The sequence below is a fragment of the Streptomyces sp. 840.1 genome, assembly GCF_003751445.1.
In the GTDB taxonomy this organism is placed as follows: domain Bacteria; phylum Actinomycetota; class Actinomycetes; order Streptomycetales; family Streptomycetaceae; genus Streptomyces.
On sequence record NZ_RJUU01000001.1, the window covers coordinates 2,356,311 to 2,382,834 of the forward strand.

24 protein-coding genes are annotated in these 26,524 nt (G+C 72.5%); 5 read left to right on the forward strand and 19 right to left on the reverse strand.

Annotated features, from left to right (window positions below; all coding sequences use genetic code 11):
* The first annotated feature begins 35 nt into the window (after positions 1-35).
* The gene (locus EDD93_RS10825) at positions 36-710 is read left to right on the forward strand and encodes a GntR family transcriptional regulator (RefSeq protein WP_123527690.1); all 675 of its coding nucleotides are present in this window, start codon (positions 36-38) and stop codon (positions 708-710) included.
* Complete coding sequence (locus EDD93_RS10830) at positions 707-2,017, forward strand: nitrate/nitrite transporter (protein WP_123524946.1); 1,311 nt, start codon at positions 707-709, stop codon at positions 2,015-2,017. The genes EDD93_RS10825 and EDD93_RS10830 overlap by 4 nt, the downstream gene beginning before the upstream one ends.
* A gap of 92 nt (positions 2,018-2,109) precedes the next feature.
* Here the strand turns inward: EDD93_RS10830 and EDD93_RS10835 are convergent, their stop codons facing one another.
* The gene (locus EDD93_RS10835; RefSeq protein WP_123524947.1) at positions 2,110-2,934 is read right to left on the reverse strand and encodes a maleylpyruvate isomerase family mycothiol-dependent enzyme; all 825 of its coding nucleotides are present in this window, start codon (positions 2,932-2,934) and stop codon (positions 2,110-2,112) included.
* A gap of 178 nt (positions 2,935-3,112) precedes the next feature.
* Here EDD93_RS10835 and EDD93_RS10840 point away from each other — a divergent pair, with 178 nt between their 5' ends.
* Positions 3,113-3,913 carry a carbon-nitrogen family hydrolase gene (locus EDD93_RS10840; protein WP_123524948.1) on the forward strand — a complete coding sequence of 267 codons (801 nt, stop codon included), beginning with the start codon at positions 3,113-3,115 and terminating at the stop codon, positions 3,911-3,913.
* Positions 3,914-3,969: 56 nt separating this feature from the next.
* On the opposite strand, the gene EDD93_RS10845 is transcribed toward EDD93_RS10840, so the two are convergent.
* Positions 3,970-4,461, reverse strand: a complete 492-nt coding sequence (locus EDD93_RS10845) for an LURP-one-related/scramblase family protein (RefSeq protein WP_123524949.1) — start codon at positions 4,459-4,461, stop codon at positions 3,970-3,972.
* A gap of 64 nt (positions 4,462-4,525) precedes the next feature.
* On the opposite strand from EDD93_RS10845, the gene EDD93_RS10850 reads away from it, so the two are divergent.
* The gene (locus tag EDD93_RS10850; RefSeq protein WP_123524950.1) at positions 4,526-6,337 is read left to right on the forward strand and encodes an NHL domain-containing thioredoxin family protein; all 1,812 of its coding nucleotides are present in this window, start codon (positions 4,526-4,528) and stop codon (positions 6,335-6,337) included.
* Between the two features lie 60 nt (positions 6,338-6,397).
* On the opposite strand, the gene EDD93_RS10855 is transcribed toward EDD93_RS10850, so the two are convergent.
* From EDD93_RS10855 to EDD93_RS10880, 6 genes are all read right to left on the reverse strand, one after another.
* Positions 6,398-7,135: a DUF4232 domain-containing protein gene (locus tag EDD93_RS10855; RefSeq protein ID WP_123524951.1), complete on the reverse strand. Its 738-nt coding sequence runs from the start codon at positions 7,133-7,135 to the stop codon at positions 6,398-6,400.
* Between the two features lie 160 nt (positions 7,136-7,295).
* Positions 7,296-10,112 carry a BTAD domain-containing putative transcriptional regulator gene (locus EDD93_RS10860; RefSeq protein WP_123524952.1) on the reverse strand — a complete coding sequence of 939 codons (2,817 nt, stop codon included), beginning with the start codon at positions 10,110-10,112 and terminating at the stop codon, positions 7,296-7,298.
* 123 nt (positions 10,113-10,235) lie between these two features.
* Positions 10,236-10,454: a DUF6458 family protein gene (locus EDD93_RS10865; protein WP_123527691.1), complete on the reverse strand. Its 219-nt coding sequence runs from the start codon at positions 10,452-10,454 to the stop codon at positions 10,236-10,238.
* A 99-nt stretch (positions 10,455-10,553) separates the two neighbouring features.
* Positions 10,554-11,852: a M18 family aminopeptidase gene (locus tag EDD93_RS10870; RefSeq protein WP_123524953.1), complete on the reverse strand. Its 1,299-nt coding sequence runs from the start codon at positions 11,850-11,852 to the stop codon at positions 10,554-10,556.
* Positions 11,853-11,937: 85 nt separating this feature from the next.
* On the reverse strand, positions 11,938-12,615 hold the full coding sequence (locus EDD93_RS10875; protein ID WP_123524954.1) for a hypothetical protein: 678 nt from the start codon (positions 12,613-12,615) through the stop codon (positions 11,938-11,940).
* A gap of 269 nt (positions 12,616-12,884) precedes the next feature.
* Positions 12,885-14,711: an acyl-CoA dehydrogenase gene (locus EDD93_RS10880; RefSeq protein ID WP_123524955.1), complete on the reverse strand. Its 1,827-nt coding sequence runs from the start codon at positions 14,709-14,711 to the stop codon at positions 12,885-12,887.
* Between the two features lie 148 nt (positions 14,712-14,859).
* Between EDD93_RS10880 and EDD93_RS10885 the strand changes: the two genes are divergently transcribed.
* Positions 14,860-15,300 (forward strand): SseB family protein, encoded by a 441-nt coding sequence (locus EDD93_RS10885; protein WP_018522179.1) that lies wholly within the window; start codon positions 14,860-14,862, stop codon positions 15,298-15,300.
* Positions 15,301-15,332: 32 nt separating this feature from the next.
* On the opposite strand, the gene EDD93_RS10890 is transcribed toward EDD93_RS10885, so the two are convergent.
* The 11 genes from EDD93_RS10890 to EDD93_RS10940 all read right to left on the reverse strand — a co-directional run bounded on the left by EDD93_RS10890 (position 15,333) and on the right by EDD93_RS10940 (position 26,366).
* Positions 15,333-16,196 (reverse strand): ABC transporter permease, encoded by an 864-nt coding sequence (locus EDD93_RS10890; RefSeq protein WP_123524956.1) that lies wholly within the window; start codon positions 16,194-16,196, stop codon positions 15,333-15,335.
* Positions 16,183-16,938 carry an ABC transporter ATP-binding protein gene (locus EDD93_RS10895; RefSeq protein ID WP_123524957.1) on the reverse strand — a complete coding sequence of 252 codons (756 nt, stop codon included), beginning with the start codon at positions 16,936-16,938 and terminating at the stop codon, positions 16,183-16,185. Before EDD93_RS10895 ends, EDD93_RS10890 begins: the two co-directional genes overlap by 14 nt.
* Position 16,939: 1 nt before the next feature.
* Entirely contained in the window at positions 16,940-18,280 is a 1,341-nt protein-coding gene (locus tag EDD93_RS10900) for a sulfate adenylyltransferase subunit 1 (RefSeq protein ID WP_123524958.1), read from the reverse strand.
* 2 nt (positions 18,281-18,282) lie between these two features.
* On the reverse strand, positions 18,283-19,212 hold the full coding sequence (gene cysD / locus EDD93_RS10905) for a sulfate adenylyltransferase subunit CysD (protein ID WP_123524959.1): 930 nt from the start codon (positions 19,210-19,212) through the stop codon (positions 18,283-18,285).
* A 3-nt stretch (positions 19,213-19,215) separates the two neighbouring features.
* Positions 19,216-20,037: a glycosyltransferase family 2 protein gene (locus EDD93_RS10910; protein ID WP_123524960.1), complete on the reverse strand. Its 822-nt coding sequence runs from the start codon at positions 20,035-20,037 to the stop codon at positions 19,216-19,218.
* An 84-nt stretch (positions 20,038-20,121) separates the two neighbouring features.
* A complete protein-coding gene (locus EDD93_RS10915) occupies positions 20,122-21,396 on the reverse strand; it encodes an ATP-grasp domain-containing protein (RefSeq protein ID WP_185092269.1) in 1,275 nt (424 codons plus the stop codon).
* A gap of 30 nt (positions 21,397-21,426) precedes the next feature.
* A complete protein-coding gene (locus EDD93_RS10920) occupies positions 21,427-22,227 on the reverse strand; it encodes a sulfotransferase (protein WP_123524961.1) in 801 nt (266 codons plus the stop codon).
* Complete coding sequence (locus EDD93_RS10925) at positions 22,224-23,123, reverse strand: sugar phosphate isomerase/epimerase (RefSeq protein WP_123524962.1); 900 nt, start codon at positions 23,121-23,123, stop codon at positions 22,224-22,226. The genes EDD93_RS10920 and EDD93_RS10925 overlap by 4 nt, the downstream gene beginning before the upstream one ends.
* Entirely contained in the window at positions 23,120-23,872 is a 753-nt protein-coding gene (locus EDD93_RS10930; protein WP_123524963.1) for a hypothetical protein, read from the reverse strand. The genes EDD93_RS10925 and EDD93_RS10930 overlap by 4 nt, the downstream gene beginning before the upstream one ends.
* Entirely contained in the window at positions 23,869-24,813 is a 945-nt protein-coding gene (locus EDD93_RS10935) for a Gfo/Idh/MocA family protein (protein WP_123524964.1), read from the reverse strand. The genes EDD93_RS10930 and EDD93_RS10935 overlap by 4 nt, the downstream gene beginning before the upstream one ends.
* Positions 24,810-26,366: an Ldh family oxidoreductase gene (locus EDD93_RS10940; protein ID WP_123524965.1), complete on the reverse strand. Its 1,557-nt coding sequence runs from the start codon at positions 26,364-26,366 to the stop codon at positions 24,810-24,812. Before EDD93_RS10940 ends, EDD93_RS10935 begins: the two co-directional genes overlap by 4 nt.
* Positions 26,367-26,524: the final 158 nt, after the last annotated feature.

Consider the following 26,524-nt stretch of genomic DNA (forward strand, 5'->3'; position numbering starts at 1 on the left):
GCCCACCGCATGCATGTTGTATCTATGCTGTGCGCATGCCTGCCCCAGCCTCTTCGCCCGTCCGCCCGCCCGTGAAGCAGCCACCCGCCGCCGAGCGCGTCTACACCCACATCAAGGACGCCGTCCTGGACCGCCGTTACGAGGGCGGGACGCTGCTGACCGAGGGCGACCTCGCGGAGGCCGTGGGGGTCTCCCGCACCCCCGTGCGCGAGGCGCTGCTGCGGCTGGAGGTGGAGGGCCTGATCAAGCTCTACCCGAAGAAGGGCGCCCTGGTGCTCGCCGTCTCCGCGCAGGAGATCGCGGATGTGGTGGAGACCCGGCTGCTCGTCGAGGAGTTCGCCGTGCGCCGGGCCGTGCCCGCCTCGGCGAAGCTGATCGTCCGGCTGGAGGAGCTCCTGGAGGAGCAGCGGCAGATGTCGGAGGCGGGTGATCTGGCGGCCGTCTCCGTGAAGGACCGCTGCTTCCACGCCGAGATCGTCCGCCACGCGGGCAACGAGATCCTGTCCCGCCTCTACGACCAGCTCCGCGACCGGCAGCTGCGGATGGGCGTCGCCGTCATGGAGGCCCACCCCGGCAGGATCGCCGCCAACATCACCGAGCACGGTGAGCTGCTGGAGGCGATCAGGGCCGGTGACGCGGACGGTGCGGCGCAGGTCGTGCGCCGTCATGTGAGCCGGGTCAAGGTGCTGGTCAGGGGGGAGGACCGGTGAGTTCCGCCGCCTCGCCCACCCTGTCCCTGCCCGGTGATCCGCCCGGCGGCCGGCGTGCCGCCAGGATCTGGGGCATCGGGGTCGCCGTCTACTTCGTCGCCATCATCTTCCGAACCAGCCTGGGCGTCGCCGGGCTCGACGCCGCCGACCGGTTCGACGTCAACGCCTCGGCGCTCTCCACCTTCTCCATCCTCCAACTGCTCGTCTACGCGGGCATGCAGATACCCGTGGGCCTGATGGTGGACCGGCTGGGCACCAAGAAGGTGCTCGCCCTCGGCGCCGTCCTGTTCACCCTCGGGCAGCTCGGCTTCGCGCTCTCCCCCTCGTACGGTGCCGCGCTGGCCTCCCGTGCCCTGCTGGGCTGCGGCGACGCGATGACGTTCATCAGCGTGCTGCGGCTGGGCACGCGCTGGTTCCCGGCCCGGCGCGGCCCGATGATCGGGCAGGTCGCCGCGCTGTTCGGGATGGCGGGCAACCTCGTCTCGACGCTGGTGATCGCGCGCTCCCTGCACGGCCTGGGCTGGACCACCACCTTCGTCGGCAGTTCGCTGGCCGGGGTCGTGGTGCTGGTCCTGCTGCTGCTCTTCCTGAAGGACCACCCCGAAGGCCACGAGCCGCCGCCCGCCGAGCACGCCGGAGCGGCGTACGTGCGCAAGCAGATCGCCGCCGCCTGGCGGGAACCCGGCACCCGGCTCGGGATGTGGGTGCACTTCACCACGCAGTTCCCGGCCATGGTGTTCCTGCTGCTGTGGGGCATGCCGTTCCTGGTCGAGGCGCAGGGGCTGAGCCGGGGGACCGCGGGGGAGCTGCTGACCCTGGTGGTGCTCTCCAACATGGCCGTCGGGCTCGTCTACGGGCAGGTGATCGCCCGTCACCACGCGGCCCGCGTCCCGCTCGCGCTGGGGACCGTCGCGACGACGGCGCTGCTGTGGGCCTCGGTGATCCTGCACCCCGGGGACCACGCTCCGATGTGGCTGCTGGTCACGCTGTGCGTGGTGCTCGGCGCCTGCGGGCCCGCCTCGATGATCGGCTTCGACTTCGCCCGGCCGGCCAACCCGCCGGAGCGCCAGGGCACCGCTTCGGGCATCGTCAACATGGGCGGCTTCGTGGCCTCGATGACCACGCTGTTCGCCGTCGGTGTGCTGCTGGACGCGACCGGCGACAACTACCGCATCGCGTTCGCCTCGGTCTTCGTCCTGGAGGCGCTCGGGGTCACGCAGATCCTGCGGCTGCGGGCCAGGGCCGCGCACCGGGAGCGCGAGCACCACGTCATCAGCCGGGTGGAGGCCGTGCACGTACCCGCGTGAGCCCGTGCCCGCAGGCGCCTGCGCAAACGGCGGCGCGCCCGTCCCCTCGTGGGGATGGGCGCGCCGGTTGCCGTGGGTGCTGGGCGTCGTGACTACGGGGTGACGGCGAAGTTCCGCAGGATGGCGGCGGCCAGCTCCTGGTCGCCCTCGGTCTTGATGTCGTCCGCGACCGCGCTCGCCCGTACCCGGCCGCAGGCCAGCCGTACGTACGTCTCCCAGTCCATCGCCAGCGTCACCGCAGGACCCAGCGACGGTGCGCCGTCCACCGAACCCCGGCCCTCCGCGTCGACCCGCACGGTCCGCAGGAACTCCGTCGCACCGTGCACATCCAGCACGACGGCCGAGTTGGGCGGTGCGCCCGCGTCCTTCGCGACCACCTTCGGCAGTGCGGCCAGCAGCGTGTCCCGGACGATCGCGGCACCGGGGGAGTCCAGATTGCCGGGCTTCCCCAGCGTCGTACGCAGATCCTGCTCATGCACCCAGACGTCGAAGGCACGCATCCGCAGCGCCAGTTCGAGGGTCTGCTCGGCGCCGAGCGGCGCCCGCGTCATGGTCTCCGGATCACGGGTCTCGTTGCGCAGCTGACGGGACCGGCGGATGATCGTGTACTCCAGCTCGGAGGTCATCTCCGGCGCGGTGTGGTGACGCCGCACATCGACCTGCATCTCCATGTAGCGGGCGAAGTCGCTCTGCACATGGTAGAGATCGCGCGGCAGGGTGTGGATGGGGCGCGGGTCGCCGAGCTGCTCGCACTCCATGCCGATGATGTGCGACACGATGTCGCGCACCGACCAGTTGGGACATGGAGTACGGCCGTTCCACTCCCCCTCGGTGAGCGGGTTCACCAGCTCGGCTATCGACTCGATGGAGTGGGTCCAGGCGTCGGCGTAGGTCTGGAGGCTGGGATGGACGGTCACGGGACCCCTCGTGCGGTTCTGCGGTGCATGGGCTGGCGAACTGGGCGCGGACGGCGGGCTGCGAGCTGCGATGAGGTTCGGTCGGTCCAAGTTACGCTGCGAGCAGGCACCCCGGCAGTGCTTTCGTGTGACGATCGTAGGCCCGTGTTGACGGCTCATATGCCAGGACGGTGGTAGTGTGCGCGCCTCTCTCATCCAGATCGCAGTAGACCCGGACGAATCCGTCGACGCGCGCAGGGCGCGGGCGGCTTCGCTGATCGCGGCCTCGCGCGGCGCGGATCTGGTGGTCCTGCCCGAGCTCTGGCCGGTCGGAGCCTTCGCCTACACGGAGTTCGAGAGCGAGGCCGAACCACTGCTCGGCCCCACCCACGAGGCGATGTCCGGGGCCGCCGCCGACGCCGGGGTCTGGCTGCACGCCGGCTCCTTCGTCGAGCGGGCCGACGACGGCACCCTCTACAACACCACGCTCGTCTTCAGCCCCGAGGGCGAGCGGGCAGCCGTGTACCGCAAGATCCACCGCTTCGGCTTCGACAAGGGCGAGGCCGTCATGATGGGCGCCGGCGACGAGCTGGTCACGCTCGGCCTGCCGCAGACCACGATCGGCCTCGCCACCTGCTACGACCTGCGCTTCCCGGAGATGTTCCGGGGGCTGGTCGACGCGGGCGCCGAGACCCTGGTCGTCGCGGCGGGCTGGCCCGAGCGCCGCCGCGCCCACTGGACGCTGCTCGCCCAGGCGCGCGCCGTCGAGAACCAGGCCTACGTGCTGGCCGTCGGCTGCGCCGGTACCCACGCCGGGGTCCCGCAGGCCGGGCACAGCATCGTCGTCGACCCCTGGGGCGAGGTGCTCGCGGAGGCCGGCGCGGACGAGGAGGTGCTCAGCGTGGAGTTCGACCCGTCCCGGGTCGCCGCCACCCGGGACCAGTTCCCGGCCCTCAAGGACCGCCGGCTCGGGCTCGCTCCGCCGACGGTGCTCGGATAGCGGGGGGCCCTTTTCGGTCCGGTGCCTGTTTCACGTGAAACAGGCACCGGGTGTGCTCAGTCCTCGTGCTCCTTCTCCGCGAGCACGATCACGCACACCGCCACCGCGATCAGCAGGGGCGTGTCGGCGTCCTCCCGTACGACGTCGATCCCGTACGTGTCCCGGACGGTCAGCCAGCGGCGCGAGATCTGGGCCAGCAGCTCGCCGTCGTAGTCCACCGCGAACTCGCGGTCCAGGATCTTGCCGCTGACGTCGAGCTCGGTGCCGTCCACCAGCGTCACCCGGTAGTGGTTGCGCAGCAGCGACAGCCGCTTCCGCTTGACCTTGGCCAGCTGCTCGCCGTCCCGCTCGATGAGCATCGTGTCGCGCAGGCTGATCAGCTTCTGCTTGATCTCGACGACGATCCGGCCCTGTGCGTCCTTCAGCTCGAAGGTGTCGCGCACCCGCATGGCCTTGCCGTCGACGAGGAAGACCTTGTGGCCGTCCGCGTCCTCGATCCAGTAGTCGTCACCGATGCCGAACAGGCGCTCACGCACGAGAAGTCTCATGGCTCACAGGTTCCCCGAGGTACCTGTGGAATGCGTGGACGCCACGGTGATGTTGACTGTTGACATGGCAACACGTGCGCGCGTCAGGGCCCCCGAACTGATCGGCAAGGGCGGCTGGCTCAATACAGGCGACCAGCAGTACACCCTCGCTGACCTGCGAGGGCGCATTGTGATCTTGGATTTCTGGACGTTCTGCTGTGTGAACTGCCTGCATGTCCTCGACGAGCTGCGCGAGCTGGAGGAGAAGCACCGCGACACCGTGGTGATCATCGGCGTGCACTCGCCGAAGTTCGTCCACGAGGCGGAGCACCAGGCCGTGGTCGACGCCGTCGAGCGGTACGAGGTGCACCACCCGGTGCTGGACGACCCCGAGCTCGCCACCTGGAAGCAGTACGCCGTACGCGCCTGGCCGACGCTCGTCGTCGTCGACCCCGAGGGCTATGTCGTCGCCCAGCACGCGGGCGAGGGCCACGCCCACGCCATCGAGAAGCTGGTCGAGGAGCTGGAGGCCGAGCACGCCGCGAAGGGCACCCTGCGGCGCGGCGACGGCCCGTACGTGGCGCCCGAGCCGGTGGCCACGCACCTGCGGTTCCCCGGGAAGGCGCTGCTGCTGGACGACGGCGGCTTCCTGGTCTCCGACACCACCCGGCACCGGCTGGTCGAACTGGAAGCGGACGGCGAGACCGTCCGCCGCCACTTCGGCACCGGCGACCGGGGGTTCACCGACGGCGGGCCCGAGGAGGTGCGGTTCAGCGAGCCGCAGGGGCTGGCGGTACTGCCCGACGGGCGGATCGCCGTCGCGGACACCGTGAACCACGCGATCCGCGCCCTCGACCTCGCGACCGGAGCGACGACCACTCTCGCCGGCACCGGCCGCCAGTGGTGGCAGGGGGCGCCCACCAGTGGGCCCGGCCGCGAGGTGGACCTCTCCTCGCCGTGGGACGTCGCCTGGTTCGACGGCAGGCTCTGGATCGCCATGGCGGGCGTGCACCAGCTGTGGACGTACGACGCCGAGGACGGCTCCGTCCGGGTCGCGGCCGGGACGACGAACGAGGGACTGGTGGACGGGCCCGGAGCCGAGGCCTGGTTCGCCCAGCCGTCCGGGCTCGCCGCGACCGAGGAGCGGCTCTGGGTCGCGGACTCGGAGACGTCCTCCGTGCGCTACGTGGACCTGGACGGTGCCGTGCACACCGCCGTCGGCACCGGACTCTTCGACTTCGGCCACCGCGACGGGGCCGCCGGTCAGGCGCTGCTCCAGCACCCGCTGGGCGTCACCGCGCTGCCCGACGGATCCGTCGCCGTCTGCGACACCTACAACCACGCCCTGCGCCGCTACGACCCGGCGAGCGGCGAGGTCACCACGCTGGCCACGGATCTGCGCGAGCCCAGCGACGCCGTGCTGGTGGACGGCGACCTCGTGGTCGTCGAGTCCGCCCGGCACCGGCTGACCCGGCTGCGGCTGCCCGAGGAGGCTGTACGCGTCGCGGACTCCGCGCACCGCACCCAGCGTGCCGCCACCGAGATCGCCCCGGGCACCCTGCGGCTCGACGTCGTCTTCCAGGCGCCCGCCGGTCAGAAGCTGGACACCCGCTACGGGCCCTCGACCCGGCTGCTGGTCTCCTCGACCCCGCCGGAGCTGCTGGCCGGGGGCGACGGCGCGGGCACCGACCTGTTCCGTGACCTGGTCCTCGCGGACGGGGTGACCGAGGGCGTCCTGCACGTCTCCGCGATGGCCGCGTCCTGCGACGACGACCCCGCCAACGAGTACCCGGCCTGCCATGTCCACCAGCAGGACTGGGGCGTCCCCGTCCGCGTCAGTGCGGAGGGGACGCCCCGGCTGCCGCTCGTGCTCGCGGGGATGGACGAGCAGGGCTGACAGCCGTACCGGGGGACGGGAACGCGGACGGGGACAGGGGCAGGCGCACAGGCGGGCGGCTCAGAAGTCGTCGGCGCCGTTGCGCAGCTCGTACGTCCAGTACCCCGTCCGGTACTTCGCCGGGTCGACGGCGATGCCCCCGGCGCCGGGGGCCCGCACGGTGGCCTGGCCGCTGCCGCCCTGGAGCCACACGGCGAAGGCCGTCACGGGCTCCACGTCCTCGTCGGCGCCGCCGTCGGACAGCTTCACCAGTGCGTAGGCCGGTGCGCCCGCTTCGAGCACGACGCGGGCCGCCGGCTTGCTCTTGGCCACCGACGGGATGTTCTGCTTGTGGCTCTCCAGGAACTGGATCTCCGGGAAGCCCTTCATCTCGCACGCGTGGCCCGAGGTGTTCTTCGCCGTCAGGACGAGGTGCGTGTAGGGCGGGCCGTCCTGGGCGGCGGCACTGATCCTGACGTCCTCGGTGGTGCAGAGCGGGGCGTTCGCGGATCCGGTGCTGCCCTTCGACGTGCCGCCGGTGGTGCTGCCGCCGGTTCCGCCGCCTCCGCCGGTGGTGCCGGTGGTGCGCTTCGCGGCCACGGGGGTCTTGGCCCCGGAGCTGTCCTTGGCCCCGGCGCTGTCCGCGGACCCTGCGGCCGGCTTGGCGGCGGAGGCCGACAACGAGGTGTCCGCCGGGCCCTCGGACCTGGTGCCGGTGCCGCTGTCACTGCCCCCGCAGGCGGTCAGCGCCAGGGCGAGTACGGCGGTGGTCGTGGCGGCGAGCGCGGCGGCGCGGCCGCGGGTCCGGATGACAGACATGGATGGTTCCCCCGTGTGTGACGGTGAGGCGAGAGCCCGGCGCGGTGGTCTGTCGCGCCCGGCGTGCTGACAGCCATGAGTCTTCCGGTCACCGCTCACGTACCGCTGACGTGCGGCTAACGTCCCGCTGACGCGGCCGGCGCCCTGACTCCGGCCGGGCTCACCCGTCGTCGGTGAGCCGCCGTACCGCCTGTTCGTGCCGCCGTACGTACTCCGCCCGCGAGGCCACCCGTAGCAGCGCCTCCAGCGCCCGCACCGCACCCTCGTCGTACCCCGCGCGCTCCGCCTCGGCCGCCGCCAGGTCCAGCAGCCGGATGCCTTCGTCCTCCGTGCCGAGGGCCAGGTGCGCCTCGCCGCTGACGGCCAGCAGGAGCACGCGGCGCGCGGCCTCCTCGTGTTCGGGGCCCAGGTCGAACGCGGTCCGGGCACAGTCCAGGGCGTCCTGCGGCCGGCCGGCCACGAGCCGCAGCCGGGCCAGGTGCTGCAGGGCGAGCATCTCGGTGTGCGCGTCGCACTCCTGCCTGGCCAGCGCGACGGCCTGCTCGCAGCCCTCCAGCGCCAGGTCCAGACCGCCCTGTTCGGCCTGGACGACCGCCAGGTTGATCAGCGCCGTCGCCTCGCCCAGCCGGTCCCCGGCCCGCCGCGCCAGCCCCGGCGACGGCTCCAGCAGCGCAGCGGCCTCGGCGGTCCTGCCCTCCTCCGACAGCACCCAGCCCAGCAGATTGCGCACCCGCGACTCGGCGTACGGATCGCCCTGCGCGACCGCCGCGTCCAGCGCCAGCCCCAGGGCCGGGGCCCAGCCGTCCCGGGCCCGCCACACCACGTGCGGCCACTGGAGCAGGATGATCCGCCAGGCGCGGTCGTCGAGACCGGCACCGCGGGCGGCCGCGGCCGCCAGGGACAGGTCCTCGCGCTCGGTGGCCAGCCAGCTCATCGCCTCGGCCCGGTCGGTGAAGTCCCGTACGGCGGCCGGCTTGCGGAAGTCCTCCGGCAGGACGAAGCAGGGCTCGCCGCCCGGTTCGGCCGTGTCGGCGGCGGCCAGCGCGGTCGCGATGCAGTGGTCCAGCACGCCGAGCAGGGCGTCGGGCCCGGACTCCGGATCGAGGCCCCGGGCGTAGAGGCGCACCAGATCGTGCAGCACCCAGCGCCCCGGACTCGTCTCGCCGACGAGGTGGGCGGCGGCGAGCCGCTCCAGCGCAGCGGCGGCGACCACCGGATCGCTGCCGGCCAGCGCGGCGGCGGTGTACGGGTCGAAGTGGCTGCCGGGGTGGTGGCCGAGCCGGGCGAAGTGGTGGATGGCGTCCGGCGGCAACTGCTGCACGGTCAGCCGCAGCGCCGCGGAGACCCCGGTGTCCTCCACGTCGAGATAGGCCAGCCGGCTGCGCTCGTCGGCCAGTTCGTCGGCGGTCCCGGCGAGCGTCCGGTTCGGGCGCCCCGCCAGCCGGGCGGCCGTGACCCGCAGCGCGAGCGGCAGTCCGCCGCACAGCTCGGCCAGCCGACGGGCCGCCACCGGTTCCGCGAGCACCCGCTCCTCGCCCAGCACCCCGGCGAGCAGCGCGGTGCCGTCCGGCGGTTCGAGCACGTCCAGCGGCACCGGGCGGGCGGCGTCCGAGGCGATGAGGCCGTCCAGGCGGTGCCTGCTGGTGACCAGCGTGACGCAGTCGGCGCCGCCCGGCAGCAGCGGCCTGACCTGCGCAGAGTCGCGGGCGTTGTCCAGGACGACGAGCAGGCTGCGCCGGTCGGTCAGCGAGCGGAAGAGCGCGGCGGCGGACTGGACGGACTCCGGGACCCGGCGGGGTGCGACACCGAGCGCCAGCAGGAACTCGCGCAGCACCTCCAGCGGTGTCGGCTCCCCCGTATCGCCGAACCCGCGCAGATCGGCGAAGAGCCGCCCGTCCGGGAACGCGGCCGGGGCGCGGCGCGCCCAGTGCAGGGCCAGCGCGGTCTTGCCCACCCCGGCCGGTCCGGTGACCAGGCAGATCGGCGCCTCACCGGCCGCCGCCCGGGAGAGCGCGGCCAGCTCGGCCGCCCGGCCCTGGAAGCCGCGGGGCGCGCGGGGCAGCAGATCGGTGGGATGCGGCTCGCCCGCCCGGGGGCCGCCCGGCGCACCGATGCCCGGCCCCACGACCTGCCCGCCGCCCGCAGATCCGCCGCCCGGTGCCGTACCGGTGCCCGCGGCCCCGGTCGTCGCGGAGTCGGGGCCCGGACCGTGACCGGGCCGGTCCGGCTCGGGCTGCGGGTCGCCGCGCAGGATCCGGGCGTAGGCGTCCGCCAGTTCGCGGCCGGGGTCGATGCCCAGCTCGTCCGCGAGCAGCCGCCGCGTGCGGTGGAAGCAGTCCAGCGCCTCCGACTGGTGGCCCGAACCGTGCAGCGCCGACACCAGGGCCGCCGCCAGCGACTCCCGCATCGGATGGGCCGCCGCCTCGGTCCGCAGCACCGCCGCCGCTCGGTGGTGCTCGCCCAGCACGGCGTAGGCGTGCGCCAGTTGCTCGACCGTCGTCAGCCGGGACTCCTCCAGCGCCTGCGCGGCGGCCTGGAGCGGTGCGCTGGGGTACGTACCGGTGAGGGCAGGGCCCTCCCACAGCGACAGGGCCTCCTTCAGCATCAGCACGCTGTCGGCCGGGCTGCGCTGCTCCCGGGCCAGCATCAGCAGTTCCTCGAAGCGCTGGGAGTCCAGCAGGGTCTCCGGCACCCGCAGCAGGTACGCGTCGCCGAGCGTGGTCAGCTCGACCCCGTACGCCTCGGCGTCGGCGCCCGTCAGCAGGGCGCGCAGCCGGGACACGTGCCCCTGGATGACCGTACGGGCGTGCAGGGGCGGGGCGTCGTCCCACAGGCAGCCCGTCAGCCGGCTCACGGAGACGGGAGTGTTGGCGCGCAGCAGCAGTGCGGCGAGCAGGCTGCGGCGTTTGGCGGGGCCGAGTGGCAGCGGCCCGGTCAGCGTGTCGACGCAGACCGTGCCGAGCAGCCGGAACTCCACGAGCGGCTCCCCTTCCGGGTGTGACGCGCCCGGTGCCGGGTCACGGACAGGGGCCCAGAATATCCGGCCCCGTCCCTGTGCGGGGAGGGGGTGCGCCCGCCCGGCGGGGCGCACCCGGCCGGGTCACAGGTGGCGTTCGTCGTCGGATACCACCGTGGTGGTGGGGGGTACGACCATGCGGCGGCGCCGCATGACGCTCGCGTACACGAAGACGCCGATGATGCCGACGATCATCATGATCCAGCCGACCATGTCGACGTTGACGCTGTCCATCTCCCAGTCGGTCGCGAAGGCGAGGATCGCCCCCGCACCGATGAGAATGATGCATCCACCGAGACCCATGAGTTCCGCCTCCTCGACGCCCCGGAGGCTCCGGGCCGTGTACGGAGCGGGTACCCGGCCCGGCAACGACCATGTCCGTGAAGACGGTTGGCGTTTCGGTCAGCCTGCCAGGAACGCGGCCAGGGCGGTCGCCAGCAGGTGCGGGTCGTCGGCGCCGCACAGCTCACGGGCGCTGTGCATCGACAGGATGGCGACGCCGATGTCGACCGTCTGGATGCCGTGCCGGGCGGCGGTGATCGGGCCGATCGTGGTGCCGCACGGCATCGCGTTGTTGGAGACGAACGTCTGCCACTTCACGCCCGCCTGCTCGCACGCGGCCGCGAACAGGGCCCGGCCGCTGCCGTCGGTCGCGTACCGCATGTTCACGTTGGTCTTGAGGATCGGTCCGCCGTTGACGACCGGGTGGTGCGTCGGGTCGTGCCGTTCGGCGTAGTTGGGGTGGATCGCGTGGCCGGTGTCGGAGGAGAGGCAGACGGTACCGGCGAAGGCGCGGGCCCGGTCCTCGTACGTACCGCCTCGGGCGAACACCGAGCGCTCCAGGACCGTGCCGAGCAGCGGTCCGTCCGCGCCGGTGTCGGACTGCGAGCCGTTCTCCTCGTGGTCGAAGGCGGCCAGCACCGGGATGTACGGGATCTCCGCGTCGGGCTGTCCGGCGACGGCCGCCAGGGCCGCGGTCGCCGCGTGCACCGAGAGCAGGTTGTCCATCCGGGGCCCGGCCACCAGCTCGCGGTCACGGCCCAGGTAGGACGGCGCCTCGACGGGGTGCGGCATCAGGTCCCAGCCGGTGACGTCCTCGGCGTCGACGCCCGCCTCCTCGGCGACGAACCGGATGAGGTCGCCCTCCGCCACCTCGCCGAGGCCCCAGATCGGCTGCATGTGCTTCTGGCGGTCGAGCTTGAGCCCGTCGGGGTTGGCGCTGCGGTCCAGGTGCACGGCCAGCTGCGGGACGCGCAGCAGCGGCCGGTCGATGTTGACCAGCCGGTGCGTGCCGTCACGCAGTGAGATGCGGCCGGCGAGACCGAGGTCCCGGTCCAGCCAGGTGTTCAGGAGCGTGCCGCCGTAGACCTCCACGGCGACCTGCCGCCAGCCGTGGGCGCCCGAGTCGGGCAGCGGCTTCACGCGCAGGTTCGGTGAGTCGGTGTGCGCGCCCGCGATCCGGAACGGGGTGTGCGCCTCGGCGCCCTCGGGCACGTACCAGGCCACGATCGCGCCGCCGCGCAGCACGTACTTCCCGCCGCTGGTCCCGTCCCAGGCCGCCGTCTCCGCGACCTGCCGGAAGCCGGCCTTCTCCAGCCTCGACGCGGCGGTCGCCACGGCGTGGTACGGGGAGGGGCAGTCCATCAGGAATGCCATCAGGTCGTCGGTGTGCCCGCGGTCGAAGCGGAGGGAAGAACTCATGTTATTCACTCTAACCAGGCATGACACGAAGATTTCACCGTCGTCCCGGGGTGACTCACCGTCGCTCGCCGGTGACCCGGAACCGTCATCCGGTGACCGCTGCGGACGGCTTCTCGCCGTCCTGCGCCTGCTGGGCCCGGTCGGCGAGCATGGCCGCGAGGGCCTTGACCTCCCCGTCGGGGACCGACGCCTTGCCCTGGGTCCCGGTGCTGATGCCGAGGACGAGGGTGCCGACGCGGAGCTGGGTGACGGTGGCGGGGCCGCCCATGGTGCCGGTGGCGGCCCGGTTGGCCTCGCGTTCGGCCCCCGGTTCACCGATTCCGACGGGTTTCGCGCCCACCCCGACCCTGTCCCCGCCGTAATAGGCGTTCAGGGCGTCGTAGGCGGCATCGGCCGTCTTCTCGTCCTTGTAGGCGAGGGCCCAGAAGTTCAGCGAGGTCACATCGGGCTTGCGGACGAACGAGGAGACGCCCCAGAACGTGATCTCGCCGCAGGTGGCCTGCCGCTTCTTCTTGTCCACCACCTGGCAGACCGGCGGCGGGTACTCGGCCACCGGCTTCTGCGCCTCCGGCTTCATCACGGTCCGCCAGCCCGGCAGGGCCTTCGCGTCCGGCAGCACCGAGGAGAGCGCCGCCCTGCCCAGCGGCTTCGAGGCGCCGCCCTTGCCGTCGCCGCCGTCCCCGCTGCCGCAGCCCGCGAGGAGCAGCGCCACCGCCCCGGCCGCCGCGCCCCGTACGTACCACCGCTCGCCCGGACGATTCATGTGCCGGCCTCCCCCTCGGAATCGGGCTCCGATCATAGGGAAGGCACGGGCGGCGGCTGCCGGAGCGTGTCGATCGCTGTCGGATCGATATCGATGTCGTACGGAACGGAGAGCGCGAGCCGGTCGTGCTCGCCGCTCATCTCGACCCGCCAGAAGTGCGGGATGCGGGATTCCCGGACCTTTGCTCCGCGTACCCGGCCCGTACGACAGCACCGCCACCCGAGAGCGTCTCCGGGTGACGGTGCGTGTTGATCTTCGCGGCGGAAGCCCTAGAACGCGGCCTCGTCGAGCTCCATCAGGGAGTTGTCGACGGCCTCGGCGAGTGCGCGCTCGGCGCCGACGCCCGGCAGGACGTTCGCGGCGAAGAACTTCGCGGCGGCGATCTTGCCCCGGTAGAAGGCGACGTCCTTGGCGGCGGCGGTCGGCAGCTTCTCGGCGGCCACGGCCGCGCCCTTCAGCAGCAGGTAGCCGACGACGACGTCACCGGAGGCCAGCAGCAGGCGGGTGGTGTTCAGGCCCACCTTGTAGATGTTCTTCACGTCCTCGCCGGTCGCGGTGAGGTCGGTGATCATCGTGCCGACGATCGCCTCCAGGTCCACGGCGGCCTTGGCGAGCGAGTCCAGCGCGCCGGACAGCTCCTCGTTGCCCTGGGCGCCCGCGAGGAACTTCTTGATCTCCTCGGAGAGCGTGTTGAGCGAGGCGCCCTGGTCGCGGACGATCTTCCGGAAGAAGAAGTCCTGGCCCTGGATCGCCGTCGTGCCCTCGTACAGCGTGTCGATCTTGGCGTCACGGATGTACTGCTCGATCGGGTACTCCTGGAGGTACCCGGAGCCGCCGAAGGTCTGGAGCGACTGCGCCAGCTGCTCGTACGACTTCTCGGAGCCGTAGCCCTTCACGATCGGGAGCAGCAGGTCGTTGAGGCCGTGCAGCGCCTTCGCGTCCTCGCCCGCGGCCTCCTTCTCCTGGATCGCGTCCTGGACGGAGGCGGTGTAGAGGACGAGGGAGCGCATGCCCTCGGCGTACGCCTTCTGCGTCATGAGCGAGCGGCGCACGTCGGGGTGGTGCGTGATGGTGACCTTGGGGGCCGTCTTGTCCATGAACTGCGACAGGTCGGTGCCCTGGACGCGCTCCTTGGCGTACTCCAGCGCGTTCAGGTAACCGGTCGAGAGCGCGGCGATGGCCTTCGTGCCGACCATCATGCGGGCGAACTCGATGATGCGGAACATCTGGCGGATGCCGTCGTGCTTGTCACCGATCAGCCAGCCCTTGGCGGGGTGCTGGTCGCCGAACGTCATCTCGCAGGTGTTGGACGCCTTGAGGCCCATCTTGTGCTCGACGTTCGTCGCGTACACGCCGTTGCGCTCGGCCAGTTCGCCGGTGGTCCAGTCGAAGTGAAACTTCGGGACCATGAAGAGCGAGAGGCCCTTGGTGCCCGGTCCGGCGCCCTCGGGGCGGGCCAGTACGTAGTGGATGATGTTCTCGGACATGTCGTGCTCGCCCGAGGTGATGAAGCGCTTCACACCCTCGATGTGCCAGGAGCCGTCCTCCTGCTCGACGGCCTTCGTGCGGCCGGCGCCGACGTCGGAGCCGGCGTCCGGCTCGGTCAGCACCATCGTCGAGCCCCACTGCTTCTCGACGGCGATCTCGGCGATCTTCTTCTGCGCGTCGTTGCCCTCGTCGAAGAGGATGCCGGCGAAGGCCGGGCCGGAGGAGTACATCCACACGGCCGGGTTGGCGCCGAGCAGCAGCTCCGCGTAGCCCCAGATCAGGGAGCGCGGGGCGGTGGTGCCGCCGATCTCCTCGGGGAGGCCCAGGCGCCAGTACTCGGAGTCCATGAAGGCCTGGTAGGACTTCTTGAAGGTGTCCGGGACCGGTGCGGTGTTGGTCTCCGGGTCGAAGACCGGGGGGTTGCGGTCGGCGTCGGCGTAGGAGTCGGCGAGCTCGTTCTCCGCGAGGCGGGTGACCTCGTCGAGGATGCTCTTCGCGGTCTCGACGTCCATCTCCGCGAACGGTCCGGTGCCGTACAGCTTGTCGCGCCCGAGGACCTCGAAGAGGTTGAACTCGATGTCGCGGAGATTCGACTTGTAGTGCCCCATGGGAAGGCTCCGTAATCAATAGCAGTGGCGCGCAGCGCCCCGTGGAGGGGTGGCCCGGACTTATCAGCTGACCCCTACGATGATGCTACCCGTCAGTAATAAGACGCAACCCCTCAAGGCACAGATGTGTCCGATTACTCTTTGCCTCATGTACGGCTACGACCAGAATCAGGGCGCACAGCAGCCGATGGGTGGCGGCTACGGCGAGCAGCCGCTGTATCCCGAACCCTCGCCGCCCTCGCTGGGCGACGCGGTACGGGCCTTCACGACCGGCTCGCTGGCCGCCGAGGACTTCCAGCAGATCTTCGCGACGTCGAAGGTCTACTGCCCGCGCGGTGACAACCCGGGTTTCCTCGCGCTCCACAACACCCAGCAGCCGGTCATCCCGATGTTCACCACGCTCAAGGAGCTGCGGCTCTACGCGGGCAAGGAGTCCAAGTACTTCGTGATCACCGGTGCCGAGGTGATCGACCTGCTGCCCACCGGCTACGGCTTCGTCCTGGACATGGAGGGCGAGCACCGCATGGTCTTCGACGCCAAGGCCGTGGAGCAGATGGTCGACTTCGCGATGCGCCGGATGTACGGCTGAGAGCCAGGGCCTCTCGTTCGTACGGGTGAGAGCTAGGGCCTCTCGTTCGCGGCGGGCAGGCCGCGGGCGCGCAGCACCCGGCGCTGTACCGGTCCGAAGACACCCGTCTCGACCACCACCCCGACGGCCAGGATCACCAGGGCGGCGGCCAGTACCGGGCTCAGGCGGCCGCTGCGCCGTCCGGCGTCGAGCACCTGGCCGAGGCCGGGCAACGGGGTGGACGCCATGAGCTCCGCCGTCATCAGGGCCCGCCAGCCGAACGCCCAGCCCTGCCGGAGCGCGGCCACCACACCGGGCAGGGCGGCCGGAAGCAGGACGTGGCGCACCCCGGCCGCTCCCGTCGCCCCCATGGCCCGGCCCGCCCGCACCAGGAGCGGTGGCACCTGGTCCAGCGCGGTGAGGACCCCGGTCGCCACCGAGGGAACGGCGCCGAGGAGCACCACCAGGTAGACCGCGGCCTGCGAGGTGCCGAGGCAGATCACGGCGATGGGCACCAGGACCGCCGCCGGAAGTGACTGGAAGGCACTCAGCATGGGGCCGAGAGGCCCCCGGATGAACCCGAACCGGTGCAGCAGCAGGCCGAGGGGCACACCCACCGCCGCGGACGCCGCGAACCCCGCGAGGCAGCGGCCCAGGCTGTGCAGCAGTCCGGGGCCGAGCGCCCCGGCGGACCAGGCGTCGGACAGATCGCGCAGGACCGCGGCCGGTGCGGGCAGCACCGGCGACAGGCCGAGCAGGTGGACCAGCTGCCAGACACCCACCACCAGCAGGACCGCGGAGCAGCCGGGCCAGGTGCGGGCCACGACGCGTCTCACCGGTGCTCCGGTGAGGACTCGGCGGACGTCCCCGCCGGGCAGCGCGTCCGCCGGGCGGGCCGCGCTGTCAACAGCGTGCACGGCGGTCGGCCTCCTCGCTGAGCCGGGCCGTGATCTCGTCGACGAGACGGGCCGCGTCCGGGGCGTCGGCGTCCCGTGACCGGCGTCCGACGGACCACTCGGCCACCACCCGGCCGGGCCCCGACCCCATCAGCACCACGCGGTCCCCCAGCGCCACCGCCTCCCTGACGTCATGGGTCACGAAGAGCACCGTCGCCCCCCGTTCCGCACAGACGCGGACGAGCTCGCCGTGCAGCGCCCCCCGGGTCGCGGTGTCGAGTGCCGCGAACGGCTCGTCCATCAGCAGGACGTCCGCGCCCTGTGCCAGGGCACGGGCCAGGGCGACCCGTTGGCGCATGCCGCCGGACAGCTCGTGCACCCGCTGCCCGTAGCTCTCGGGGAGCCCCATCAGGGTGAGGAGGCTCCGGGCCCGGTCGCGGCGGGAGACCGGGGAGACACCGGCGAGGCGGAGTGCCAGTTCGACGTTCCGGCCCGCCGTGAGCCACGGGAACAGGGCGTGGTCCTGGAACATCACGGCGGGACGTCCGCCCGTGACGGAGATCCTCCCCGCGCTCGCCGTATCCAGCCCGGCGACCAGATGGAGCAGGGTCGACTTGCCCGAACCGGAGGCACCGACGACGCACACGAACTCGCCCTTCGCGAGCCGCAGATCGACATCCTCCAGCACGACGCGACGGGCCGGACCCGTGCCGTACCGCTTCGTGACGCCGTGGACCTCGACGGCCGTGGTGTGCGCCGTCATCTCAGAAGTCCCAGCCCTCGTCGTCGGCTTCGGGCGCGTCGGTGGCCGCGGCGGCGAAGGAGGCGCCCGCCATGCCGGCCGACAGGGTGGCGCCGTCGGCGGGGTCGATCAGCAGGAAGGAACCGGTGCGGCGGGAGTCGGCGTACGCGTCGAGCGCGAGTGGCCCGGCGGTGCGGACGATGACCCGGCCGATGTCGTTGGCGGCGAGCCGGCCCGGGGCCGGGTGCTGGGAGAGGTCGTCCAGCGTGAGGCGTGAGGGGATGTCCTTGACTATCGCCTTGACGGTGCGGGTGGTGTGCTTGATGAGTACCCGCTGGCCCACGGTGAGGGGCCGGTCCGCGACGTGGCAGACGGTCGCTTCGACGTCCTGGGTGACGGCGGGGGCGTCGTCGGAGGGTGCGATGAGGTCGCCGCGTGAGATGTCGACGTCGTCGGTGAGGCGGATGGTGACCGACTGGGGGGCCCAGGCGGTGTCGACGCTGGTGCCGAGGAGGTCGATCGCGGCGATCGTCGAGGTACGGCCGGAGGGCAGTACGGTGACGGGCTCGCCGACCCGGAACGCTCCGGCGGCGATCTGGCCGGCGTAGCCCCGGTAGTCGCGGTGCTGCGGGGTCTGCGGCCGGATCACGTACTGGACGGGGAAGCGGGCGTGGCAGCCGGTGAGGTCGTGGCTGACCGGGACGGTCTCCAGGTGCTCCAGAACGGTCGGGCCGCCGTACCAGTCCATGTGGGAGGACGGCTCCACGACGTTGTCGCCGGTCAGCGCGGAGATCGGGATGGCGGTGATCTCCGGGACGCCGAGGGATGCCGCGTAGGCGGTGAACTCCTGCGCGATGGCGGCAAACACCGGTTCCGCGTAGTCGACCAGGTCCATCTTGTTCACGGCCAGCACCACGTGCGGGACGCGGAGCAGGGCGGCGACGGCGGCGTGCCTGCGGGTCTGCTCGACGACCCCGTTGCGGGCGTCGACCAGCACCACGGCCAGCTCGGCGGTGGAGGCGCCGGTGACCATGTTGCGGGTGTACTGCACATGGCCCGGGGTGTCGGCCAGGATGAACCGGCGCCGGGCGGTGGCGAAGTAGCGGTAGGCGACATCGATCGTGATGCCCTGCTCACGCTCGGCCCGCAGCCCGTCGGTCAGCAGCGCCAGGTCAGGTGCTTCCTGGCCGCGCTTGCGGGACGCGTCCTCGACCGCCCCCAGCTGGTCGGTCAGAACCGACTTGGAGTCGTGCAGCAACCGGCCGACCAGCGTCGACTTCCCGTCGTCGACGGAGCCCGCGGTGGCGAAGCGCAACAGGGCCGCCGACGGTCCGACGCCGGGCCGCTGAATCGTCTCGGTCATCTCTAGAAGTACCCCTCGCGCTTGCGGTCTTCCATCGCGGCCTCGGACATCTTGTCGTCGGCGCGGGTCGCGCCCCGCTCGCTGAGCCGGGAGGCGGCGATCTCGGTGATCACGGCGGCCAGTGTGGTGGCGTCGGAGTCGACGGCGCCGGTGCAGGACATGTCACCGACGGTGCGGTAGCGGACCTGGCGGGTCTCGGTCCGCTCGTGCTCCTTGGGACCGCCCCAGTCGCCCGCGGTCAGCCACATGCCGGAGCGGCTGAACACCTCGCGCTCGTGGGCGAAGTAGATCTGCGGGAGCTCGATGCCCTCGCGCTCGATGTACTGCCACACGTCCAGCTCGGTCCAGTTGGAGATCGGGAACACCCGGACGTGCTCGCCCGCGGCGTGCCGGCCGTTGTACAGCTGCCACAGCTCGGGGCGCTGGCGGCGCGGGTCCCACTGGGAGAACTCGTCGCGCAGCGAGAAGACCCGCTCCTTGGCCCGTGCCTTCTCCTCGTCGCGGCGGCCGCCGCCGAACACCGCGTCGAAGCGGTGCTGCTGGATCGCCTCGGTCAGCGGCACGGTCTGCAGCGGGTTGCGGGTGCCGTCGGGGCGCTCGCGGAGCTTTCCGGCGTCGATGTACTCCTGGACGGAGGCGACGTGCAGTCGCAGCCCGTGCTCGGCGACCGTGCGGTCGCGGTACTCCAGCACCTCGGGGAAGTTGTGCCCGGTGTCCACGTGCAGCAGCGTGAACGGCACCGGCGCGGGCGCGAACGCCTTCAGCGCCAGATGCAGCATCAGGATCGAGTCCTTGCCGCCGGAGAAGAGGATCACCGGCCGTTCGAACTCTCCCGCCACCTCACGGAAGATGTGCACCGCCTCCGACTCCAGAACGTCCAGATGGGAGAGCGTGGCTCCCGCGTCCGCCCGCACTGCCTCCGTACCCGCCATCGCTCAGGCCGCCGGCAGGGCGGTGGCCAGTGAGTTCGCCGCCTGGAGACCCAGGTTGAGACCGGCCGCCGCCGGGTCGTCCGACCAGGGCTGGGACCGGGCGCTGGCCGCGAACCTGCGCAGCGCCGACGCGGGCGCGCTGCGCGGGGCCAGCCGACCCGCGCGCCAGGCCTCACGCAGCGCGATTCCGGCGCCCTTGCTGTTGCGGTGGGCCACCCGGAGCCCCGGCACGAAGTGCACCCGGCCGCCGGACTCGGCGAGCCGTTCCACGAGGCCGTTGTCGCTCGCGGTGACCTGGTCGGGGAACCCCTCGGCGGCGCGGAACGCAGCCGTCCAGACCGCCGAGTTGCCGCCCGCGAAGAACGTGACCTCGCTGCCGGGGACGTGCTGTGCGTAGCGGACCTCGTAGCGGTACTGGCGGGCGCGTGCGACCACGCTGCTGTCGAACGGCAGCACCCGGCCGGTGATCGCCGCCCGCTCCGGGGTGAGCGCCGTGTCGAGGACGTCGAACCAGTCGGGGAGGGGCCGGGCGTCGTCGTCGAGGAACGCCAGGACGTCGCCGGTGGCCTCCTGGCCCGCGAGGTTGCGGCCGGCCGCCGCACCGCGGCGCCGTTCGTGGCGCAGCAGGCGGATGGGGAAGCGGTGGGCCGACTCGTCGACGCGCAGCGGGGTCTCCGAGGCGTCGTCGACCAGGATCACCTCGTGGACGATGCCCGTGTCGCATGCCGCGATCGCGGTCAGCAGTGCGTCGATGTCGGCGGGGCGGTTCCGGGTGGCGACCACGACGGAGACCTGCTTGCCGCCGTCTGGGGGTGTCGTGTTCATCGCAGTTCTACTCCTTGCGGACGTTCGCGGCGGCCACCTGTGGGGGCCGGGCGGGGCTCTTGGGGTGCGGCGGGACGCGGCCGGTCAGCGGGACGCCGCACCGAACGGGTCGAGGACCTCGTCCACTTCGTCGAGGAGCGTGCCGAGGGTGGCGGACCCGCCGTCGTCGCCGGTGACCGGCTCCGTGGTGATCACGATGCGGGCCGCGGCCTCCGCGGCGAGCCGCACGGCGGCCTCCGCGTCGGCCGCGCGGACCACGACATGGCCGCAGCGGTCCTCCGACCAGCGCAGTTCGTGCACCGTGTCCCCGGGCTCGACCTGGACGTCGACCTGGACGACTCCGTCCATCGCCTCGGCCTCCGCCGCGCCCGTCACCGAGGTGACGGTTCCCGGGGCGGCGACGAGGAAGCGGATGGCGGCCGCGCTCGTCGGCTCGGCCCGCTGCGGCAGCGGGTCGCCGTCCAGGGCGAGCCGGTAGGCGGCCTCCTCCAGGTCGACGCCGTGGACCAGGCGGACCAGTTCGTTGATGCGGTCCCCGCCGCGGCGGCTGTGCGACTCGATGACGCGGGGACCGGCGGCGGTGAGGATCAGTTCGGTGTGCGCCGGCCCGTCGACGAGACCCACGGCGTCCAGCAGGGCTTCGACCGTCGAGACAACGGCCTGCCGTTCGGCTCCGTCCAGGGGCGCGGGCACCACGTGACCGAGCTCCACCACGCCCTGCCCGGTCTCCTTGCCGGTGACCGCGACGACGGTGTGCGCCCCGGCCCGGGAGAACGTCTCGACGCTGAGTTCCTCGCCGGTCAGCCACTCCTCCGCCATGAAGTCGTCGAGGCCGAACGCCTCGCGCCACGCCCACGCCTCGTCGACCTCGTCGACGGACGCGATCCGGCGGACGCCCAGGCTGCCGGAGCCCATGGTCGGCTTGAGCACGGCAGAACCCGCCGCCTTCACGAAGTCGCGCAACTCGGCGGCGGTCGGCCGGGTCACCGTCCGCACCGGTCCGATGCCCTGTTCGTTCAGCAGGGCGCGCAGGGCGGGCTTGTCGTGCAGCAGCCGGGTGGTCCGCTCGCCGTTTCCGGGCAGTCCGAGCGCGTCGGTGAGATGGCCCGCCACCACCTGGGCCGCCTCGGTCTGGGTGAAGACCCGGGCGAACGGCCGCTGTGCGTGCAGGGCGCGCACCAGGGCCGTGACGGTGGGAACGTCCTGGTAGTCGATGAGCAGCAGCTGGGAGCAGTGCTCGACCACATCCGGGTCGAACGCGGACGGCTTCTGGATGTGCACCACCTCGAGACCGAGCGCTGCGGCCTTGCGGACGATGCCGGCCTTTCCGCCGACGACGAGAACGCGGGTTGCGGGCAAGGGAATCACCTTCGGTAGGGGTTCGGCGGATCAGGTGCGGGCGGGTACGGGAAGCGTGGAGTGACGCAGCGCCTCCCACACGGAGGCGGTGTCCGCCGGGAGCGCGTCACCGGTCTCCGCCGCCGGGGAGCGGGGCTTCAGCCCGGCGAGGTACGGAGCGAGGTCGAGTCCGGTGAACCGTGACAGGCGTTCGGTCTCCTCGCCCCGGCACAGTGCGTGGTACTCGACGACCAGGGCGTTCCCGGCCGGTACGGCCGGTGCGAAGTCGAGCCAGTGCCTGTTCCAGGCCGTCCACTTGGCGAGGGCGGCCCCCTCCGTGAGGGGCACGTAGGGCCGGTCACCCTTCCAGCGCAGCATCGAGCGGGCCGCCTCCGCCGGGTGGCGCACCAGCATCACGTAGCGGGCGTTCGGCAGCACCTCACCGAACCAGGGCAGATGCAGCAGGTACTCGTTGTACTTGTCTCCGCAGTACGGCAGTTCGCCCTGGGTGTCGGCCAGTATCCGCCGTGCCAGCTCCACCGGATCGTCCCCCCACGAGCCCTCCGCGACCTCTCTGGCGGCGGTCCGCAGGCTCTGTTCCACCCGGGCGCGCCAGCGTTCGACTCCCGAGCCGTCCGGCGGACGGCGGTCCAGGGCGTGCAGGATCTCGTCCGTGCGCAGATGGCGGTCCGCCAGGTCCTGCCGGTTCAGCCAGCGGTGCAGCAGATAGGGGAGTTTGCCGTTGACGGTGAAGTGGCCGCCCGCGTCGTGGAAGGCCAGATTCAGCGCGTAGGCGAGGGCGGTGGTGCCACAGCGCTGGCCCCCGAGCAGGATCACGGGTGAGTCGCTCATGCGCCGGCCTCCACCGTGTGCGCGTCGGGGACGGCGGGGACGGCGTCCTCGCCCGTTGCCCGCGTCATCTCGCGGAGCAGTCGCATGCAGATGCTGCTGGCCTCGAATCCGCCGGAGGTGAACTCCTCGCCCCACGGCTCGTCCCGCTGCGCCTGGTTCAGCACCCGGCCGATGCGCCAGTGCGTCTCCAGGGAGATCCATTCCTGGTATCCGTCCTCGGCCAGCCGGGCGATGATCGCGGGCCAGGGGAGGTCCCCGTCACCGAGGCGGACGTAGGCCCGTCGGCCGTCCGGGTCCTTCACATGGACGTGCCGGATGCGTTCGCGGCCGAGCGCGTAGTCCTGCGGGAACGGTGCCGGGTCCCAGCCACTGAAGACGCTGTTGCCCGGATCCCACAGGACGCCGAGCCGGTCGTCGCCCAGCGCGTCCAGGAACTCCAGGGTGTGGCGCATGGTCGGGCTGTTGGTCCGCATGCCCGTCTCCACGAGCAGGGGTACGCGTCCGAAGGGGACGCCGTCCAGGACCTCCCGGGCAGCGGCGGCGGCCTTGCGCGGGTCCGGATCGCCCTGCCGGTAGAAGGTGAAGATGCGGACGAACGGTGCCCCGAGCAGCTCGGCCCGGCGCACGGAGTCCGTGACCAGCGCGCGGACGGAGTCCGTCTCGGCGGCGGTGCGGGGCAGTTCGCACTTCAGCGCCGGAGGGTCGAATCCGGCCACCCGTAGTCCGTGCCGGGCCACGGTCGCCCGTATCCCGGTCAGGGCGGCGTCGTCCATGCGATGCGGCGCCACACCGTTGCTGGAGCGGATCTCCAGTCCGTCGAAGCCGAGGCGGGACGTCGTGGCCGCCGCCTGCTCGATGTCCTGGGACAGTTCGTCGTTGATGACGGCGAGTCTCACGAAGGGGTCTCCTCGCTCAGGTCCTGGGGAAGGGGCGGGTCCGGCGGGTACCACTCGCGCAGGAGGGCCAGGTCCTCGGTGAGGGCGGGTGCCTTCGACTCGACGGTCACCGCGCGCAGTTCACCCGCCGCGTCGAGGACCTTCCGGGTCAGCTCGGGCCGGGCGGAGGCGAGCGGCCGGTGCCGCGAGGTGGCGGGCTCGTCCCAGTCGAACCCCTTGACCTGGGCGTAGGAGATCCAGGGCGCGAGCCGGGCCGCCGCCGCGACGGGATCGCCGTCGATCCGGGCGAGGCCCATCGTGTCGAGCAGGACCGAGGTGCCCGCGCGCCGGCACAGCTCGTCGAGCTCGGCCACGGGCGCGTATCCGTGGTGGGTCTCCACCAGGACGAGGGAGCTGTCGCCGACCCGGGCGGCCAGCGCCGCGATCTGCGCGAGCGTCAGGGCGAACCGGTCGGGGGCGGTGCACCCGGCGGCCGCGAAGACCTTCACCGGCAGGCCCCGCTCCGGCGTGCGCAGTCCGTCGACGGAGCCGGGCGGATGCTCATCCGAGCCCAGCACGGTGGAGACGCCGACGAAGCAGACCTCGGCCCCCGCGGTGCGCAGAGCGTCGAGCCCTCCGTCCTCCCAGGCGTGGCCCTTGCCCTCCCTGACATCGACGGCTGTGCCGCCGGACGAGAGGACGAGGCCGGCCAGGGCCGCGGCTCCGAGGCGCGGCGCGGAGCCGGAGGAGACACCGGTCAGCGGATTCACGCGGCCACCGCCGCTGCGGCGGTGGCGATCGACGAGAGGATCTCGGTCACCGCACGGGCGCCGTCGAGATGGCAGCGCACCGGGGGACGCCCCGTCGCCACCGCCTCGGCCATCTCCCGGTAGACCTCGGTGCGCAGGTGTGAGGTCGGCACCGTGGGCCAGGTCTGCTCCATGCCGCCGATCTGGGTCATCACCGTGCCGTCGGTGATGTTGAACCCTCCGTCGGGCCCGAGGATCTGGAGCCGTTCGGTACGGACCACCGACTCGGCCGTCACGGTGAACGCGAGGGTGGCCCCGGACCGGAAGGCGACCATTCCCGTGACGCGGGTGTCGATGCCCGCGGCGACCTCCCTGGTCGGCGTCAGGCGTACCGACTCCGGCTCCCCGAGCAGCTGACACGCCAGGTCGAGGTAGTGGACCCCCAGATGGGCGGAGATCCCGCCCAGCGCCACGGTGGGATCGCTGCGCCACCCGGCACGCCGGTAGTGGGCCGGTGGCCGGAACCGCGACACCTCGAGGACCGCGGTGACGGAGGACGCCGACCAGGTGGCGGCGAGGGCCGCCTCCGGCAGGCGCATCCGGTGCTGGAGCATGACGCCGACCGGCAGCCCGGTCCGCCGTGCGGCGGCCGCGACGCTGTCGATCTCGCCCACGGAGACGGCGGGCGGCTTCTCCAGCAGGACGGCCTTGCCCGCCTCCAGCGCCTGGACCGCCATCCGCGCGCGCCCGCCGGGCGGGACGCACAGGGCGACCAGGTCGACGCACGGGTCGTCGAGCAGTTCTTCCCAGGAACCGGCCCGGTGGTGACTGCCGGTGTCGACCGTGGGGTCCTGCTCCAGGACGGACACGATCCCCGCCTCCGGCAGTTGCTCCAGTGCGGTGGCGTGCTGCTGGGCGGCGATGCCGAATCCGACGACGCCCACACCGAGTGGCGTGTTCATGCGGCTCCTCCTGCCGTGGCGGGGGTGGTCCGGGTGGTGCCCCAGCCGAGCTGTTCGACGACCGACGCCGGTACCGGGACGCCGTGTTCCGCGGCCGTGGTCTCGGCCAGCCGCTCCTGCTGTTCCGGCAGGTGGACCTCGGGCGGTCCCTGCGGGTAGCCGGCGGCCACCGCTCCTGACAGGACGTCGAGGAGTTCGTCAACCGGAGGGTTGCCGAACGCGTCCGGCGCCAGGGCGAGGAAGAGCTGGGAGCAGTCCATCGCCCGCTCGGGCTCGGCACGCTGCTTGTGGACGAGCGGGCTCACCGTGCCCCCGGCCAGGATTCCGGCCAGCACCTCGGTGATCACCGCGACCCCGAGGCCCTTGTATCCGCCGAAGACGGGGACGGCACCGCCTCGGTCGAGTTCCTCCGGATCGGTGGTGGGGCGGCCCTCGCGGTCCACCAGCCAGTTCGCGGGGACCTGTTCGCCGCGGTGCGCGGCATGCCGGATCTTTCCGCTGGCGACCGTCCCGGTGGCGAAGTCCACGACGAGCGGGGGCCCGTCCTCGCGGGGGACGACCATGCACACGGCGTCGTTCCCGAGCGTCGGGCGTCCCGCGCCGGGGGCGGCGACGCTCGGGCCCGAGACGTTGAGGACGAGGCCGACCACGCCGTGGCGGACGAAGTGGCCGCGGTAGGCGGCGAGCATGCCCACGTGGTTGTTGCCCCGGACGGCGACGGCGGCCAGCCCGGTGCGGGCGGCCCGCTCCGCGCACCGTCCGGCCGCGAGGTCCGCGGCCACCTGTCCGAACCCGCCCCGGGCGTCGAGCCGTACGACGGGCCCGTCCTCCTGGCTCCACTCCGGCTCTGCGGTGGGGTCGATGCCTCCCTCGCGCAGCCGGTCGAGGTACATCGGCAGCAGGCCGACACCGTGCGAGAAGTGACCCCGCACATCGGCGTCCACGAGGACCCGGGCGACCAGGGCGGCGCGCTCGGCGTCGACGCCCGCGGCGGTCAGCGATCCGGCCGCGGCCTCCCGCAGCGCCTCCGTGGTGAAGCGCGCCGCCGCCTTCGGGCGGGGTTCCGGACGGGGCGCGCGGTTGAGGTGCACGGTCCGGTCGGCGGACGCCGCCACCTCCGCGTCGGTGGTGACCAGGAGCACCGCGCCGCCCCGCCGGGCCGCGGTGCGCGCAGGTTCCGCGCCGAAGTCGTCGGGCTGCCGCTCGGGCTGCCGCCCGGTGGCGTCGACGACCAGGACACGGACCGAACCGTCCGGACAGCGCTCGTGTGCGGCCACCACGCTCACGCCGGCCGGGAGGGACGGCCTGATCCGGCGGGACCGCCCCGCCCCGCCGACGTCGAGGGCTCCGTACTGGGCCCGCCGTCGTCCGGCGAGCACCTGGATCAGGGCGGCCGCGGACCCGGTGCCGTCCGCGAGCACCGCGACGATCTCGCCCGCGGCCACGGTGACGGTCAGCCCCGCGATCAGGATGCGCTCCGCGCCCTCCGGGCCCTCGGCCACGATCAGGTCCGCGATGCGGAATGCGGGCGGTCTGCCCGCTGCTTCGGTCATTGCTGGCTCCTCGAAATGCCGTGGTACGGGTCGGAACACCACCGGGTCGCCCGGGGCGGGGCCTGCACGGGGCCGTTCCGCGGTGTCACGGGACGGCCCCGTGCGGGCCCTGGGCGGCGGTGGCTGTTTCACGTGAAACAGCCACCGGCCCTGGCGGA

What these genes read in the sequence shown, in the direction of transcription:
- EDD93_RS10900 (WP_123524958.1), bottom strand. Translation starts at nt 18,280, where the DNA reads ATGACCGAGACGATTCAGCGGCCCGGCGTCGGACCGTCGGCGGCCCTG.
- EDD93_RS10845 (WP_123524949.1), bottom strand. Translation starts at nt 4,461, where the DNA reads ATGAGACTTCTCGTGCGTGAGCGCCTGTTCGGCATCGGTGACGACTAC.
- EDD93_RS10895 (WP_123524957.1), bottom strand. Translation starts at nt 16,938, where the DNA reads ATGACGGCGCACACCACGGCCGTCGAGGTCCACGGCGTCACGAAGCGG.
- EDD93_RS10920 (WP_123524961.1), bottom strand. Translation starts at nt 22,227, where the DNA reads ATGAGCGACTCACCCGTGATCCTGCTCGGGGGCCAGCGCTGTGGCACC.
- EDD93_RS10850 (WP_123524950.1), top strand. Translation starts at nt 4,526, where the DNA reads ATGGCAACACGTGCGCGCGTCAGGGCCCCCGAACTGATCGGCAAGGGC.
- EDD93_RS10855 (WP_123524951.1), bottom strand. Translation starts at nt 7,135, where the DNA reads ATGTCTGTCATCCGGACCCGCGGCCGCGCCGCCGCGCTCGCCGCCACG.
- EDD93_RS10885 (WP_018522179.1), top strand. Translation starts at nt 14,860, where the DNA reads ATGTACGGCTACGACCAGAATCAGGGCGCACAGCAGCCGATGGGTGGC.
- EDD93_RS10870 (WP_123524953.1), bottom strand. Translation starts at nt 11,852, where the DNA reads ATGAGTTCTTCCCTCCGCTTCGACCGCGGGCACACCGACGACCTGATG.
- EDD93_RS10880 (WP_123524955.1), bottom strand. Translation starts at nt 14,711, where the DNA reads ATGGGGCACTACAAGTCGAATCTCCGCGACATCGAGTTCAACCTCTTC.
- EDD93_RS10910 (WP_123524960.1), bottom strand. Translation starts at nt 20,037, where the DNA reads ATGAACACGACACCCCCAGACGGCGGCAAGCAGGTCTCCGTCGTGGTC.
- cysD (WP_123524959.1), bottom strand. Translation starts at nt 19,212, where the DNA reads ATGGCGGGTACGGAGGCAGTGCGGGCGGACGCGGGAGCCACGCTCTCC.
- EDD93_RS10940 (WP_123524965.1), bottom strand. Translation starts at nt 26,366, where the DNA reads ATGACCGAAGCAGCGGGCAGACCGCCCGCATTCCGCATCGCGGACCTG.
- EDD93_RS10935 (WP_123524964.1), bottom strand. Translation starts at nt 24,813, where the DNA reads ATGAACACGCCACTCGGTGTGGGCGTCGTCGGATTCGGCATCGCCGCC.
- EDD93_RS10825 (WP_123527690.1), top strand. Translation starts at nt 36, where the DNA reads ATGCCTGCCCCAGCCTCTTCGCCCGTCCGCCCGCCCGTGAAGCAGCCA.
- EDD93_RS10875 (WP_123524954.1), bottom strand. Translation starts at nt 12,615, where the DNA reads ATGAATCGTCCGGGCGAGCGGTGGTACGTACGGGGCGCGGCGGCCGGG.
- EDD93_RS10865 (WP_123527691.1), bottom strand. Translation starts at nt 10,454, where the DNA reads ATGGGTCTCGGTGGATGCATCATTCTCATCGGTGCGGGGGCGATCCTC.